Below are 15,300 nucleotides of genomic sequence, written 5' to 3' on the forward strand. Positions count from 1 at the left end.
GCTACGACATAAATCCCGCAAGCGAGCTGTTCTATTACCGCAACTACACCGTGAACGAGAACAGCATAATGCAGCCGTCGGAAGGCGGGACGTTCGAGATTGCGGGGCTGAACGTGATGTACGAGGGAACGAGGGTAAAGTCGTTCGTTGTGGGGAGGGATTTAAATCCGGGAGGACGAGGGGATGGGGCATATTACGCGCAGGGAGGATTTTCAGCAGGAACGCTTAGGCCGGCGCCGACGATGACGCCGGTGGGGGGATGGGGGAATAGTGTGAATAATGGGTGTTGTGGAAGATATAACAGCGGCTCGCCACTCGATTCACCGCCAGTCGTTCCCCCCGGCATTGGAGAACGAGAATTTCCTTGGGGCAAGGTTCCCATTTGGTTGCTGCCACCGTGGAATGGGCCTAATCCGCCTGGTCCGCCCGCGTTTTCGGACCCGCCCGTTTCTTGTCCGTGGGGATATTTCGTTTATAACAACGAATGCTGCCGCTATGTTCCTGCACCTGGAAGCTCGGGCGGCAAAAATCTTGTTATTGATTGCCCCGGATGGTGGATGCCAGCCACACCTTGGGTCACGCCGCCACCCGGATTCCAATGGCCATCTCCGGGAACCCCTATTCCAATTCCTAGGCCACCTAAATCCCCTAAGCCGCCGTCCAGGCCTAAACCTCCTGAAAGCCCTGCGCCGCCTTCCGATCCGCCTGTTGGGCCGCCAAAGCCGCCGGATGGTCCTCACCCTCCAGAGCCCCCTAGGCCGCCTTCTTCAGATCCATGTGCCTTTCTTGTTAGCATAATCCAAATGGCCATGGATGATTGTATTGATGATGATGTAGAAGACTTGCTAGAATGCTTAATCGACCAATTAATTGATAGGCTTTGCAATGGTGGCGGATCAGATTTAGAGATATGCCTTTGCAATGCAATAGGCGTTACACTTAAGGAAGCTCTTGAGGATCTAATTGAGGATTATGCCCCTTGCTTCGTGGGCTGCATTGCAAAGGGCGGCGCCCGCGCTTTTTGCATGCGTTTTTGCATGGGTCAAGTAATGGATGACCTAGTTTATAATTTCGGCGTTGCACTCACGGAGTGCGCGAAGGCGGAGTTGTCAACTGAATTGTGCGAAGATATAATTGAAAGTATTATTTGGGAATATTTATTGAAACAATAGGTGCGATGTGAAATTGAGATATATTATCGTTTTAATGTTGTTGCTAATGCTTTTTTTAATGCTGCGCCTTTACATTATTCCCATTCTTTTTGTTAGGGCGATAGAAACGGATAATGCTGGCGCGACTGATACTCTTTTGGATGTTGTTCCTTCGTTGCTAGTTTACAAACCAGATAGTTGGAACGGATTGTCTGCATTAAGATTGGCAGCAGGCAGAGGCAATGCAAATGTTACCAGAATATTACTAATTCACGATGCCGACATAAATGCCCTTGAGAAACATTTGTCAGCGCTTCATTTAGCTTCATTAAATGGGCACGAGAAGGTAGTCAATATTTTGCTTTCCGAGGGCGCGGATCCCAATTTAGGTAATAGTCGTGATGGAAGTATTGCGCTTCATTGTGTTGTTAAGGGATACAAGTTTATTGACTCTGTCGAGAGGAAGGATGTTGATGCTCGCAATCGGGTATTAATTCTTCTTTTGGGGCTTTCATCAAATCCTAATTTTAGAGATAAAAATGGAGATACGCCGCTGCATGACGCTGTTGATGCGCTATATTATGATGCCGTTAAAATACTATGCGAAGCCAATGTTAATATTAATGAAGTAAATGATAGGGGAGAAACACCCTTAAAACTAGCTTTAAGGAAGAAAGCCACTCATAATGAAGATAATCTTGAAAAAGACGCGGACCGGATAATTGAATTCTTGAAGTTGAAAGGTGCGAGATGATTATCCAGGCCGGGAACATAGACGCAACGAACAGCAACACCGCTCCCACATGGACGAACCATCCGCATGCCTTGAGGCCCGTGGAATCGCAGCAGGTCCAGACCAACAGCGCCACGCAGTTCATCAACGTATCCGACGAGATATCCCCATCTCGCAGGACGTACAATCCCTCCACGTCCGCAGCCGGAGACACCGAAGCGATAGCCGCCAAGGGACGCCTCGTGCTCGTCAACGGCGCGGTGCCCACGGTCATGGCCAAAACGACGGTTTCCGAGGTTCCCCGCTCTGGAGAGCCGGGCTATATCAGCCACCGCAACCCGACCTATTCCGAGAATACGATTGCGATTCCAAGCGACCGCGGCGCGCTGGAAATAAGCGGCAAGAGACGGGGCCGCCGGCGGGCAAGCGAAGCGACACCCGTTGGGGTGGCGATGATGTACTAAGGGACGCGGGGCAAGACGTGGATCGTGGGGCGTGATGGTATTCCGCGGCCTTAACAAAGTCCCGCTACACTGGCAGTCCAAATTCGGATTGCGGCGCGTGCGCGCTATACCCCATTTTCCCCGCGTCGCGCAATTTGGCATAGGTACGGCATAGGTACGGCGGCCCGAACCCGCGCAAATTTTGGCGGCGGATATGGCGGCGGATGCGGCGGCGGATGCGGCGGGCTAATTGGCGGCCGCCGCCGGGGCCGCGGAAATGGCCGCGGGTTGGCGGCCTACGTCGTGCCGCTGTCGTACTTCTCGACGAACGAGATGCTGGGCTCCTCCAGCACGCCGCCGCTTACCATCGCGTCCTTGAGCTCCTGCGATTCAGCAAATTTATGTGCGTTTTCGAAGCTGTCAAACTCGAAGATCATGTGAATGTCGTTGGGATCGTTTTCGTTGTGGAAGATTTGATAGCTGGTTTCACCTCCGGCCTTGCGTACCGCATGGAAGCTGTCGAACAGCTTCCGCCACTCCTTGTAATCCTTGACCCTGTGCCTAGCCCATACGTACGGCATCGCATTCCTCCGTGAAGTTGGATTTGAAACGGTGATTGGTACCACGCCGCGGACGGGGATATCGAAAAAAACAAGCAGGATGATCAGCGGAAAGTTAAAACCTGATACTTCGCAACTTCAGCGCGTTTGCTATGACGGATACGGAGCTGAAGCTCATCGCCGCCGCGGCTATGACTGGCGAAAGCAGGATGCCGAAGAACGGGTACAGGATGCCGGCCGCGACGGGAACGCCCAGCGAGTTGTAGATAAACGCGAAGAAAAGATTCTGCCTGATGTTGCGCATCGTCGCCGCGGACAGCCGCCGCGCCCGGACGATGCCGCGCAGGTCGCCTTTTACAAGCGTCACGCCGGCGCTTTCCATCGCAACGTCGGTGCCCGTGCCCATCGCAATGCCCACATGCGCCGCGGCCAGCGCCGGCGCGTCGTTCACCCCGTCCCCGGCCATAGCGACGAACCGGCCTTCGCTTTGCAGCCGCCGCACGACGTCGGCCTTTTGGTCGGGAAGAACTTCCGCGACGATTTCGTCTATTCCCAGCTTTCCCGCAACAGAGCGCGCGGTAGCCGCCGCGTCCCCCGTGAGCATCACGATTTTTATCCCTTCCGAGTGAAGACGCTCGATCGCATGCGGGGTGGATGATTTAATGGGATCGGCCACGCCGATAAGCCCGGCCGCCTTTCCATCCACTGCGACGAACATCACGGTCTGGGCGTCCGCGCGCAGGTTTTCGGATTGCGCGGCCAGCGCAGTGATATCGATGCCGGCCGCGTCCATCATCGCCGCGTTGCCGAGCGCGACCGCGCGGCCGTCCACAATCCCTTTCACGCCCTTGCCGGTAACGGATTCGAATTCCGCGGACGCGCCGGGCGTCGCGCCGCGCGCGAGCGCGCCAGACACAATCGCTTCCGCAAGCGGATGCTCGCTGCCGCGCTCGATTCCCGCGGCGAATTTAAGCAGCGCGACTTCGTCGAAGCCCGCCGCGGGAATCACCGATGCGAGTTTCGGTTTTCCTTCGGTCAGCGTGCCCGTCTTGTCCACGACAAGGGTGTCCACCTTGCGCATCGTTTCTATCGTCTCGGCGCTGCGGAACAGCACGCCCATCGTCGCGCCTTTGCCGGTGGCGACCATGATCGACATCGGCGTCGCGAGTCCGAGCGCGCACGGGCACGCGATTATCAGCACCGCGACCGCATTCACGATCGCATGCGCCATTTTCGGATCCGGGCCTGCGAGCGCCCACACGATGAAGGTCACGATCGAAACCGCGACGACTATCGGGACGAAATATCCGGATACTACATCCGCAAGCTTCTGAATCGGCGCGCGGCTGCGCTGGGCCTCGGCAACCATCTGAACGATACGCGCCAGAAGCGTGTCGCTTCCCACCTTCTCGGCGATCATGACGAGCGATCCCGTTCCGTTGACGGTCGAGCCGATAAGCCTGTCCCCCGGACGCTTTTCGACCGGAATCGGCTCGCCCGTCACCATGGACTCGTCCACGCTGCTTGCGCCTTCCACAACTAAACCGTCCACCGGCACCTTTTCGCCCGGCCTGACACGCAGCCGGTCGCCCGGCGCGACTTCGGATAACGGAATGTCGTACTCCGCGCCGTCAGCGGCGATCTTGCGCGCGGTCTTGGGCGCCAGCCCCAAAAGCGCTTTTATCGCGGAGCTTGTCTGGCTGCGTGCTTTCAGCTCCATCACCTGGCCGAGCAAAACGAGCGTTACGATTACGGCGGCGGCTTCGAAATAAACCGCCACCGCTCCGTCCTGACGGAACGAATCCGGAAAGATGCCCGGAGCGAACCGCGCGATTACACTGTAAAAATAGGCGACACCCACGCCCAGCCCGATAAGCGTGAACATGTTCAGGCTGCGGAATACGAGCGACTGCCAGCCGCGTACGAAGAACGGCCAGCCGCCCCAGAGAACGACCGGCGTGGCGAGCAGGAATTCCATCCATCCCATCGCCTCGTGCGAAAACAGGTTGTCCAACGGCCGGCCGGGAATGTGCATTCCCATCGAAATGACCAGCACTGGAATTGACAGAATCGCGGATATCCAGAGCCGCCGCGTCATGTCCACAAGCTCCGGATTCGCTTCCTCCCCGGCCGACACCGTGCGCGGCTCCAGCGCCATTCCGCAAATCGGGCAGCTCCCCGGCGAGTCCTTCACTATTTCCGGATGCATCGGGCAAATCCACTCGGTTCGCTCGGCCGGCGCGGAGAATACGGCGGGTTCGAGCGCCATTCCGCATTTGGGGCAGGAGCCGGGGCCGACTTTCGTCACTTCGGGATGCATCGGGCATGTGTGCTCGACGCCCGCGCCTGCCGCGGCTTGCTGCGGCGAGGGCTGCGGCCGGGGCGAGAGGTACTTTTCGGGATCGGCCGAAAACTTGGCGACGCACCCGGCGCAGCAAAACAGGTATTCTTTTCCCCCGTATTCGTATCGGTGTTTGGTTTCGGGCTTGACCGTCATTCCGCAGACCGGATCCTTGGCTTCAGCCGCGACCGCGGCGCGGGATTCGATTTCTTCTTGCGATTTCCTTTTGAGAAATTTTTCCGGGTCGGCCGCGAATTTGGTCTTGCATCCACCGCAGCAGAACCTGTATTCCACGCCGCCGTGAATGTGCGAATGCGGCGAGTCCGGCTTGACGGTCATCCCGCAGACGGGGTCGATATAGGCTTCGATCCTCTCCGAACTTGCAGATCCGCCTCCGTGATCGTGAAAGCGAAATTTTCTATACATTAGTGCGACTCCTAGGTGGGCCGAAATTTGCAAAGCCGAACAGCCGATGCGGCCGGGCGAAGATAATAGAACATCTTGCGCCGCGCGGAGCTGGAAACCTCTATGCAATATAATCCACGCGTGTCCTACCGCTTTCTTGCTCTAGATATCGGCAGCGTGCGAACCGGGGTCGCGGTATCCGACTCCGGCGGCGTGCTGGCGTCGCCCGCGGGAACAATCGAGGCGTCGGACTTCAAGGAAATCGCGGCGGAACTTGGCAGGCTGCTCGAATCGCTGGCGAAGGAAGGGCGAATCGAAGGTACGCGCGATTTCGCGGCGATAATCGTCGGGCTTCCGCTTGGCAAATCGGGCGAGGAAACGGAGCGGACGACAAACATTCGAATCATCGGCGAACTACTGGCCGCGGATTTCGGTCTGCCCGTTCATTTCGTTGACGAGCGTTACTCGACGCGGCGGATGAAAGCCGCCGACCGCGAATCCGGCCGAAGGGAAATGAAAGGAAGGGAAAACATCGACGCGCGGGCCGCGGCCGAGATTTTGCAGGGCTGGCTTGACGCGCGGCGGATGCGCGGCGTTTCGTCCGATTACGATGACTCGCCGGAAGGATCGAAGCCGATTGATGCGGGGGGGGAGAGATATTGAGCGATACCGCAAGGCCGCGCGGTGGATTCAGGCCCGTGCTTCATTTCGGCTCGGTGCTTGAAATTCCGCCGGATTTATTCGCAGCGCGCGGTGTGCGCGCGGTGGCGCTGGACGTGGACAACACGATCACGCGCTGGGAGCTCGAAAGCGTCCCCGGCGAAATCCTGGATTGGATCGCCGCGCTCAAATCGCGGGGGCTGTCGCTTGCGCTCGTCTCTAACGGCGTCGCGCGCAAGCTGAAATCCGTGGAGGAGCAGACCGGCGTCGCGCTCGTTCCGGGCAAGAAGCCGTTCCTTTCGACGTTCGTGCGCTGCAGGGAATTTTTCGGCGCGCCCGATTCGCAAATCGCGATCGTGGGCGACCAGTGCGTGACCGATATCTGGCCGGCCAACAGGCTGGGCTGGCTGACAGTCCTTGTCGAGCCGATGTCGCGGCGCGATTTCATCGGCACGCACATTTACCGTGCGATGGAGCGCGCGTTCGGAATGCGCCGCGCGCTGGAAGGCGGCGGCTCGCCTTGAAGGAAACGCTAATGAAGTGAAGCAGGAGCCAGCGGCGGTTCGCCCGCCTCGAAGCCGTGAAACTTCGCTTTCATCTCTCCCTTTGCCTCCTCCGAATCCAAAAACGGGCTCCCCACGATCCTTGCCTTGTATCTAACCAAAAATGGAGGCTGACCGCCCCGCCCGCAATCGCCCGGCAAGGCGCCCGGCTTACTTGCCTTTTGCGCTTTCAATCCGGCGATTTATCGCAGGAGACAAGGGGGGGGATAAATTTCCGCACTTCAGATGGGCACCGGCAAGCCGGTGCACTTCCAAATCCGGGCGCACGAAGTACGTTTCTATGGTCATTCGCCGTTCCAGGCAAGTGGTAAGCCGCCGGGCGTTCCGTTGTCGCTATCGCGGCCATCGGCAAGCGGATTCAATCCGATTGTGGCCGATTCCGCCATTCGGTTAGGATATTTCTTTCGTCCGCGGCCCAAATGCCGCGCCAGGAAGTTACATTCCTCAATCCTCGATGGGCGAGCCGCCGCTCGTCCCTAATCCATTATCGTCTGGTCGTGATCCGGGCCGACGGAGTAAATCGAGACCGGGATGCCAGTTTGCTCCGTTATGAAATCGGTGTAATCCAAAAGCGGCCGCGGCAGGTCGCCCTTGGTTTTTGCGTACCTGATGTCGCATTTCCAACCGGGGAATTCGCGGTAAATCGGCTCGCATTTTGCGAGGATGGAGTCGTCCAGGTCCACTTCGGTTATTTCGCTGTCCTTGTAGCGGTAGCCAACGCAGACGTTGATCGAGTCGAACTCGTTGAGCACGTCTATCTTGGTCAGCGCAAGCTCGGTCGCCCCGTTGATCATGATCGCATACTTCAGGAGGACTAGGTCAAGCCAGCCGCAACGGCGCTTGCGTCCGGTGGTTGTCCCGTACTCGCGTCCGGCCTCGCGCATCGCGTCGCCCGCGCTGTTGAGCTGCTCGGTGGGGAAACTGCCGTTGCCCACGCGCGTCGCGTACGCTTTCGAAACCGCGATGACGCGCGAAATTTTGTTCGGCGCGATCCCGGTGCCCAGGCACGCGCCCGCGGTGACCGGGTGGCTGGACGTGACGAAAGGATAGGTTCCGTAGTCTATATCCAATAGCGTCCCCTGGGCGCCTTCAAGAAGCAGCTCCTTGCCGGAAGCCAGCAGGTCGCGGATGATCGGCGTCGTGTTGGCGACGAACGGCGCGATTTTCTTCGCCCCTTCTCTCAAAAGCTCGAACTGCTCGTCCGCCGAAAACGGGGGCGCGTTGTAAAGCGCGGCCATCAGCGCGTTTTTGGTTTCGACGGCGTATTTCACCTTGGCGCGCAAAAGATCGAGATCGAGCAGGTCGCCCGCCTTGAGACCGATGCGAAGGTATTTGTCGGAATACGCCGGGCCTATGCCGTGGCCGGTCGTCCCGATTGCGGACTTGCCCAGGCGCTTCTCCTCCAGCGCGTCGAGCGTCTTGTGGTACGGCGCGACGAGGTGCGCGTCCGACGATACGAACAGCGCGCCCGCGAACTCCCCCATCTCCTCCAGCGTCGCGATTTCCTGGGACAGCGTAATCGGATCCACGACGACGCCGGCGCCGAGGATGCAAATTTTGTCTTTATAAAGTATGCCGGAAGGGAGCAGGTGGAACTTGTAGGTCTTGCCGCCCGCCTTTACGGTGTGACCTGCGTTCGAGCCTCCCTGATAGCGCACGACTGCGTCGAACCGGGGAGCGAGCAGATGCGTGATCTTGCCTTTTCCCTCATCGCCCCACTGGGCGCCAACTACAACTACAACGCTCATAAACATACCCCCGGCGCGCTAGAATCCGCGCACAGGGGCGGCATCCTAACATCGCGGCAAAAGGCGGTCAACTTGCCAAACGGATGCGATTATGCGATACTTTTTCAAATAGAAACCGTCCGGCCGCATTTTCCGCGGGCAACCCTTCCGCTATCTGCTTCGCCCGATACCGACTCGCGCGCAAAATTCCGCCACGGGGCACGCGGAGCAATACGGCGCAACCGGCAGGCAGCACTCCTGGCCGTGCCTGACCAGCGTGAAGTTCACCGTCCGGTGGCGGGAAGCCGGAAGCAGCTCACGGAGCTGCATTTCGGTGTCGAGGACGTCGTCGGACTCCACCCAGCCCAACCTGTTCGATATGCGGTGGACGTGGGTGTCCACACAGATTTCGGCTTGGCCGAACGCGACCGAAAGCACAAGGTTCGCAACCTTGCGCCCGACTCCGGGAAGCGCCATCAGTTCGTCGCGCGTCGAGGGGACTGTTCCGCCGTGCGCATCGAGCAGAATCCGGGCGGTTTCGCGGACCGCTTTGGACTTCTGATTGTAAAAGCCAACCGGCCTGATCAATTCCTTCAACTTGCGCTCTGGAACCGCCGCGAGTTTGAGCGGGTCGGGCGCAATCTTGAACAGCTTCCGGCATACGGGCGCGGTCTGCGTGTCCTTCGTGCGCGCCGAAAGGATTCCCCCGATAAGTACGCGGTACGGATCGCGGCCCGTAACTTCCGCAAGTTCGTGCGTTCTGTATTCAGCCGCAAGTTTGTCCAGCACCGCGTTGACACGGCGCGTGCGCGCGGTTTTGGAAAGCGAAAGTATCGGCGCGGCCACTATCCCGGCCCCGCGTGCGACTCGACCGCGGCGTCGCCCCATCGGTAAACAAGATAAATCGGCTCCGCGGCTATCCTGACCTTGGTTCCACGAGTCAATCTGGTGTAAGTTTGCAATCCGGTTTCGGTCACCGCGACGGCTTCGAGATGCTCGTCTTCGGACTTAACGATCAACTCGTGCGCCTCACCCGTGCGCGAGAAGCACATCAGCACGATGCGGTTGTACCCGGTGAACCGCGCTATCTCCACATCGGCCGGCATTCCCCAGCGCGAGCGGATGTCGACCGCCGGGTCGTAAGTGAAGCTGCCGGAAAGCTGGCGGAATCGGAAAAACCGGACAAGTTCCGCGCCCACAACCGGATCGTCGCCGAGCGTTTCAGGCGTAACGAGGATGCATATGCTGCGCCGCTTTTGCCTGACGAGGTCGATGTAATTCCTTAAAAGCGTGCCATCCGCCTGCAGACAGAAAATCGGGTAGCCCATCTTGTTCACGACAGTGCGCGCCGGCGCGCCTTTCACAGGCGACTGAAACGAAGCGCCATCGTCGCCGGTGTCGTTGACGATCGCTATCGCGTCGAATCCCGCGGCTGCGTAAAGCGCCGCCAGCCGGTTCGGATCGAGCAGCTCAAGCTCCGAAGCGCGCACGGCCATAAGAAGCGGCGGACGAGGATAATACGCGGGATCGACCTCCTGCCCCGAGCTGTCTGTAAGCACCAGCCTTATATCTCTGCCCGATGGGACCAGCTCCAGCGCGTTGTGCGGCGGGAAATAAAAATTCGGCGGGACGTTGCTGCGAGTTCCCAGCCCCGGCGGAAGATCCTCGTTTTCGATGTACGCCAAGTTGGAAAACACTCCGTCCGTGCCGTCCCCGCCGGCGAGCTTCAATTCCGAAAGCTTAACCTCGCCGCCGCCGGATTTTGGAATGTATATTCGAATCGGCGTGCCATCGGGACCGATAATGTCCTCGGTATCGTAAAGCCGCTTGCGAAGCTCTTCGGGCATCTTCGACGGCTCGGTTTCTTCCGGCGGGATTCCGCCGGCAAGCCTGAACCACTCCGAAGCGGTGACCGTTACGTATCCGTTTTTTTCCAGCGACGAAAGAATAATATCCAGCGCGGCAGGAGTTTGCGCGTTGGTTCCATGCATGAGAATAACCGCGCCGTTGTGCAGTCCGCCCAGCGCGCGCGAAACAATCTTGTCGACGCCGGGCAGCTGCCAGTCGAGCGTGTCTATACTCCAAAGAAGTGAAATCAGGCCCGCGTCGCGGATGGCCTTGTTGACGCGCGCGTCGAAGTCGCCGAAGGGCGGCCGGAAAAATACCGGCGTCACTCCGCAGGTTTCCTTGACTATCCGCTGGGTGTCGGATATCTCGGACGCAAGCCCAGCCGCGCTAAGCGACGTCATCCTGGGATGGCTGTAGCTGTGATTGCCTATCTCATGCCCGGCGGCAACCATTTTTCGCGCCTGATCGGGAAATGCTTTCACGCGTCCCCCGTTCACGAAGAACGTAGCCCGCGCCTTGTGCTTTAAAAGAACGTCAAGTATCTGCTCGCAATAGACGGGATGCGGCACGTCATCGATCGTTATGGCGACGAATTTGAAATCCTTTCGCGATAGCGCTTCAGGGTTGAGCTGCTTGGAATCGTTCGGAAGCAGGTAATCGCGGTGCGACAAAAGCGCGGGCGCGGCGGCCAAATTCAGCCCAACGGCCGCTGTCAACAAACAAACCGAAAACAAGCGCGCAAACAGCTTGAATGAAATACCAATTCCAGCAGACACGGGCGGATTATACATCGAGGAGCCGCCCCATCAGCCCAGCCGTTATCCGGTCTGGTATCATGCGGCGCCCGCACGACGCGTTGCGCCGAACATGCCGGCGCGCGCGTCCGTCAAACAGCCGTTCTGTGAGGACTCATCGTGAATCAAACCACAAAAAGCATGATTGTAGTCGTCGTCATATTGGCGGCGATGCTGGCCGCCGCCTGGTATTTATCGAAAGGCAGTCCGGGCGGACCGCGGCCGCGGTCGACTTATTCCGAAAAGGACGGACAGCTTCCTAATTCCGGCCAGCCGCAACCGGAAAAGCTGCAGCGGTGCGACGGACTGGTCATAAACGCCTGGAAACGGTTGTCCATTTTGGAAAGCGAGTTCATTTCCAGATTCGAGGCGGCGACACCCGAGCAAAAAAGCGAAATGCGCTCGGAGCAGACAGCGCTTTTATTTTCCTACGAGCCTTACGAAAATCCTGACGTGCCGATCCCGGCGAACGATGAGAAAGACACGCCTGCCGAGCGCGCCCGGAAAGAAATTTGGAGAGTTGGCAGGCAATTCGAAACATCGATCAAGCAGAATCCGGGAAACGCCAACAACTATGCAAGTTACGCGGTGTTTTTAAAGCCGCGGAACGAAGTTTTGGCAGTCAAGAATTTCAAAGAGGCCATTTCGCTTTGGCCCGAAAATTACGTTTTCCATTTTCTTCTCGCCGATTATCTTTACAGGAGCGTAACAAGCAACCGCTACACAGTATTCAAAGGCGAGCACCCGGTTCTTAGAAGGTTGAAAAACGAAAAGGAAATACTTCATGAGCTCGACCTGGCGATAAAATACGATCCGAACAATCCATTTCTATTGATTTACCGGGGACAGGTGCTGATTTCGCTCGGCAAAGACGCCGTGGAAATAATGAATGAATTCGAAAGGGCGCTCGATACGCCCGGCAATTCCTTTTACATAATACCGCCGCCCCGACCGGCCAAAATGCAATACTGGTACGACTCCGAAAGCCTGGTCGCAAGGATAACGGAATTGAATTACGCTTTTGAAGGAAACTACGGTTTTTATTTGGACGGCGTAATCGAAAGATACATCAGCGACGGCGGCCTGCGGGAAGCCGCGGAGAGGAAAGGCCCCAAGGTCTTTTCGGACATGTACAGAATCATCGAAAAGATGGCAAAGACCATGCCGATGGACAAAAGCTATTTCTACCTCACCGAACTCGTGGGGCGCGAAATGGTTAAATATTACGAAGATCACGGCGGAGGGGAGCCGGCCGAGCTCGCGCGCAAAACGCTTGATGCGTCGTTTAAGGTGGAAAGCGAAATCCGCAAATTCTGCAAAACCAACAAAGCTTGGGCGGAACGCCTGCCGGAGGGGGTGGAACCCACCGATCCAAAAAGCGTTTCGCTTAAGTTCATCGAAACCAAGCTGCGACGCAACAATCCATCGATGCGCGATATCCTGAAAAAGTATCATCCCAGATTCATCCGGGAATCATTGGAGCTGGCCGAGAAGTTCCCCGTCGAAGCCGATCCAAGCAAAAAGGGTGCGTACTGGAAACCGAAACTTCCCAAGCCCGCCCAAACCGATCCCGATCCGGACCAGCCGTTTGCGGAAGAAGTTCCGAAAACGCCTTCCGAAGCTCCCCCTGGGGGGGACGACGGCGGCGAATAGGCACCCGAAATGATTATCGATTCGCCGCAACAAAAAAGCACCGGAATGAGTATTTCCGCAATCGGAATTACGCCGGAAAGCTGGCGCGCTTATTTCGATTCAATCGGCGAGCCGAAGTACCGCGCAAAGCAAGCATTCGCCGCGGTTCATGCGGAAAAAATAGATTCCTGGAGCGGCGCTTCCACGCTGCCGAAGCCTCTTAGGAATAGGCTCGAATTCGAAGCGCCAATCGTGCATCTTAAGCTGTTGCGAGAGGCCAAAAGCGCAGACAATACAGTAAAGCTCCTTTTCGAGCCGGAGCCGGGCAGTTTAATTGAAACAGTGCTAATTCCGACGCGCTACGGCCCCGCGCTTTGCATGTCCAGCCAGATCGGCTGCCCCGTCGGATGCCTGTTCTGCCAGACCGGCCAGATGGGGCTGGGCCGCAACCTCGCGACAGAGGAAATAGTCAGCCAATTCATGCAGGCGGAAAAATACGCAGGCGGAGAACTTCACAGCGTGATTATGATGGGAATGGGCGAGCCGATGCTGAACGTCGAGGCCGTATCGAATGCGCTCGCGATTCTCACGCATCCGAAAGGCCGTCATTTCTCCGCGCGGCGGATTACCGTCAGCACCGTCGGCTACCCGGCGCGCATCCGCGAGATGGCCGAGCGCGGATGGAAGTACAATCTCGCACTGTCTCTCCACGCGACCAACGAAGCGACGCGCAACCGGCTGATTCCGGTTTCATCCAAGCAGCCCATGTCCGAAATATTCGAAGCGCTCGAGAGTTACCAGATGGCGTCGAAGTCCGAAATCACGCTCGAATATATTCTGCTGGACGGAATCAACACGTCGCCGCACGACGCGCGCGCGCTTGCGCACCTCTCGCGCTGGGGATGGCGCGCCGAGATCGAGGACGAAAAGTGGCTCAAGGGATTTTTCGCCCGCGGCGCGCGCGGCGCGCCGTTCACGCGCGATTCGTGGAAAGTCAATCTAATTCCGTACAACCCGACTTCGCCGAACGCTAAAACGCTGAAGCGGCTCGCGGGCTCGCCCGCCTCGCAGTCGCCCGCGGCCGGGCCGTGGACGCTGCGCTGCCCGTCCGACGCCGACATGGAGGCGTTCGCCGCGCTCGTGGACAGACTCGGCGCGCGCGTGACGCTGCGCAAGCCGCGCGGCCGTGACATCGGCGCCGCCTGCGGGCAGCTGGGGAAGGTCGGGACGAACCAAAGCTAGAACGAATGCATGTTCTTTTATATGTCCGCGTGCCGCGAAAAAAAAATTCAGCCGCGGAAAACAAAATTGCAAAGAGAGTGATGAAATTCGTCCAGTGAAACGTAAGCTAGATTGCCGAGCAAAGGAGGCTGGTCTAATGAAGGTAGTTGAGGCGGCTGCGGTAATTGCAGTTGCGATCTTTATTCATCTTTTTATCGCCCCCGGCGATGCTCAGGACAGGCAGTCTGATCCTAAGCCAAAATGGACATATCTGCAAATCGTAAATGACCCGGAGTTTCAAAGTTATTCAGTCAACTCACGGATAGTTATCCTTTGAAGGCACTTTTGGGACAAGGGATTATTCACCGCCCGAGGAGGAGTGTTTCCGAAGGGTATGACCCCCACCGGCATAAAGACTAAGTTTTATGCGTTTTCGGTAGACGCGACCGATAATGGAATCAACATTTTTCTACTATTCAACTCGAGCATGAGTCCTGAAATCCCAAACGCATTTAAAAACGATCCTGAGTGTCGTGAATTCTATCCCCAGTATTGTCGCTATTATCTTCCCCTTGCAGAATCTATCGTAATCGGCCATGGGAACCTGAAACTGGATAAAATAGCAGCACGGATGAAATACGTTTTCGACTCCATTTGGTACATCCCAGGTGTATCTCTGGCGGCAATTCGCGCGTTCGCCGAACTTGCCCCCGCCGAATGCGGACATACAACATCGAACGGATATTGGGTGGACGAAAACGGCTTTAAACTGATATTGGGAAAGGAAGATAACTAAGACCAAATCAATTCATAACGGCTTCAGTTAACCTTCACCCCGCGTTGTTTCCGGGCATAGACTCGTAACTACCGGTACCACTATTAGCTACTTCACTACCTCACTATCTCACTACTTACCAGGCTCTCCACCTTGCGCCCCTTGTGCCAGGCCAGGAACATCGCCGCGCTGTGGCGCAGCTTGGGGTGCGCCATCATGTTCGCTTTCTGGATGTTGAACCGAAGCTCGCGGATTTCCGGCTGGAGCGCGTCGCGGTAGATGCGGTATTCCTCCGCGGTCGCGGCGCGGCGTATGCGCCCGTTCGCGGCCATATGCGAAAACACCTTCCCGAGCGCCAGGCCGCAGGAAAGCCCGAAGCTTATCCCGTCGCCGGAGGACGGGCTGACCAGCCCCGCCGCCTCGCCCGCGGCGAACATCCCTCCCCCC

General features: G+C 57.6%; 15 protein-coding genes. 9 read left to right on the forward strand and 6 right to left on the reverse strand.

The window, feature by feature from the left end:
* Window positions 1–803 precede the first annotated feature (803 nt).
* Genes HRF49_03770 through HRF49_03780 form a run of 3 tightly spaced genes read left to right on the forward strand, consistent with a single transcriptional unit; the run spans window position 804 to window position 2,348 of the window.
* Window positions 804–1,172 (forward strand): hypothetical protein, encoded by a 369-nt coding sequence (locus HRF49_03770; protein ID MEP0813769.1) that lies wholly within the window; start codon window positions 804–806, stop codon window positions 1,170–1,172.
* Between the two features lie 13 nt (window positions 1,173–1,185).
* A complete protein-coding gene (locus HRF49_03775) occupies window positions 1,186–1,905 on the forward strand; it encodes an ankyrin repeat domain-containing protein (protein MEP0813770.1) in 720 nt (239 codons plus the stop codon).
* Window positions 1,902–2,348, forward strand: a complete 447-nt coding sequence (locus tag HRF49_03780) for a hypothetical protein (protein ID MEP0813771.1) — start codon at window positions 1,902–1,904, stop codon at window positions 2,346–2,348. Before HRF49_03775 ends, HRF49_03780 begins: the two co-directional genes overlap by 4 nt.
* A 275-nt stretch (window positions 2,349–2,623) precedes the next feature.
* On the opposite strand, the gene HRF49_03785 is transcribed toward HRF49_03780, so the two are convergent.
* Window positions 2,624–2,908 carry a cyclase gene (locus tag HRF49_03785; GenBank protein MEP0813772.1) on the reverse strand — a complete coding sequence of 95 codons (285 nt, stop codon included), beginning with the start codon at window positions 2,906–2,908 and terminating at the stop codon, window positions 2,624–2,626.
* A 94-nt stretch (window positions 2,909–3,002) separates the two neighbouring features.
* Window positions 3,003–5,567, reverse strand: coding sequence for a heavy metal translocating P-type ATPase (locus HRF49_03790; protein ID MEP0813773.1), 2,565 nt, complete (start codon window positions 5,565–5,567; stop codon window positions 3,003–3,005).
* A gap of 189 nt (window positions 5,568–5,756) precedes the next feature.
* Between HRF49_03790 and ruvX the strand changes: the two genes are divergently transcribed.
* Together ruvX and HRF49_03800 are read left to right on the forward strand one after the other, a co-directional pair.
* Complete coding sequence (gene ruvX / locus HRF49_03795; GenBank protein MEP0813774.1) at window positions 5,757–6,296, forward strand: Holliday junction resolvase RuvX; 540 nt, start codon at window positions 5,757–5,759, stop codon at window positions 6,294–6,296.
* Window positions 6,293–6,817 (forward strand): YqeG family HAD IIIA-type phosphatase, encoded by a 525-nt coding sequence (locus HRF49_03800; protein ID MEP0813775.1) that lies wholly within the window; start codon window positions 6,293–6,295, stop codon window positions 6,815–6,817. The genes ruvX and HRF49_03800 overlap by 4 nt, the downstream gene beginning before the upstream one ends.
* Window positions 6,818–7,332: 515 nt before the next feature.
* Here HRF49_03800 and HRF49_03805 read toward each other — a convergent pair.
* The 3 genes from HRF49_03805 to HRF49_03815 all read right to left on the reverse strand — a co-directional run bounded on the left by HRF49_03805 (window position 7,333) and on the right by HRF49_03815 (window position 11,147).
* The gene (locus HRF49_03805; GenBank protein MEP0813776.1) at window positions 7,333–8,604 is read right to left on the reverse strand and encodes an adenylosuccinate synthase; all 1,272 of its coding nucleotides are present in this window, start codon (window positions 8,602–8,604) and stop codon (window positions 7,333–7,335) included.
* Between the two features lie 150 nt (window positions 8,605–8,754).
* Window positions 8,755–9,429: an endonuclease III gene (locus HRF49_03810; GenBank protein ID MEP0813777.1), complete on the reverse strand. Its 675-nt coding sequence runs from the start codon at window positions 9,427–9,429 to the stop codon at window positions 8,755–8,757.
* A complete protein-coding gene (locus tag HRF49_03815) occupies window positions 9,429–11,147 on the reverse strand; it encodes a polysaccharide deacetylase family protein (protein ID MEP0813778.1) in 1,719 nt (572 codons plus the stop codon). The genes HRF49_03810 and HRF49_03815 overlap by 1 nt, the downstream gene beginning before the upstream one ends.
* A gap of 198 nt (window positions 11,148–11,345) precedes the next feature.
* Between HRF49_03815 and HRF49_03820 the strand changes: the two genes are divergently transcribed.
* The 4 genes from HRF49_03820 to HRF49_03835 all read left to right on the forward strand — a co-directional run bounded on the left by HRF49_03820 (window position 11,346) and on the right by HRF49_03835 (window position 14,874).
* The gene (locus HRF49_03820) at window positions 11,346–12,878 is read left to right on the forward strand and encodes a hypothetical protein (GenBank protein MEP0813779.1); all 1,533 of its coding nucleotides are present in this window, start codon (window positions 11,346–11,348) and stop codon (window positions 12,876–12,878) included.
* Window positions 12,879–12,887: 9 nt separating this feature from the next.
* Window positions 12,888–14,099, forward strand: coding sequence for a 23S rRNA (adenine(2503)-C(2))-methyltransferase RlmN (locus tag HRF49_03825; GenBank protein MEP0813780.1), 1,212 nt, complete (start codon window positions 12,888–12,890; stop codon window positions 14,097–14,099).
* Between the two features lie 136 nt (window positions 14,100–14,235).
* Complete coding sequence (locus HRF49_03830) at window positions 14,236–14,415, forward strand: hypothetical protein (GenBank protein ID MEP0813781.1); 180 nt, start codon at window positions 14,236–14,238, stop codon at window positions 14,413–14,415.
* A 57-nt stretch (window positions 14,416–14,472) separates the two neighbouring features.
* Window positions 14,473–14,874, forward strand: coding sequence for a hypothetical protein (locus tag HRF49_03835; protein MEP0813782.1), 402 nt, complete (start codon window positions 14,473–14,475; stop codon window positions 14,872–14,874).
* Window positions 14,875–14,969: 95 nt separating this feature from the next.
* Here HRF49_03835 and HRF49_03840 read toward each other — a convergent pair.
* Window positions 14,970–15,300: hypothetical protein (locus HRF49_03840; GenBank protein ID MEP0813783.1), on the reverse strand; the 331-nt coding region annotated here is incomplete at its 5' end.

This window comes from bacterium, from assembly GCA_039961635.1.
GTDB lineage: Bacteria > 4484-113 > 4484-113 > JAGGVC01 > JAGGVC01 > JABRWB01.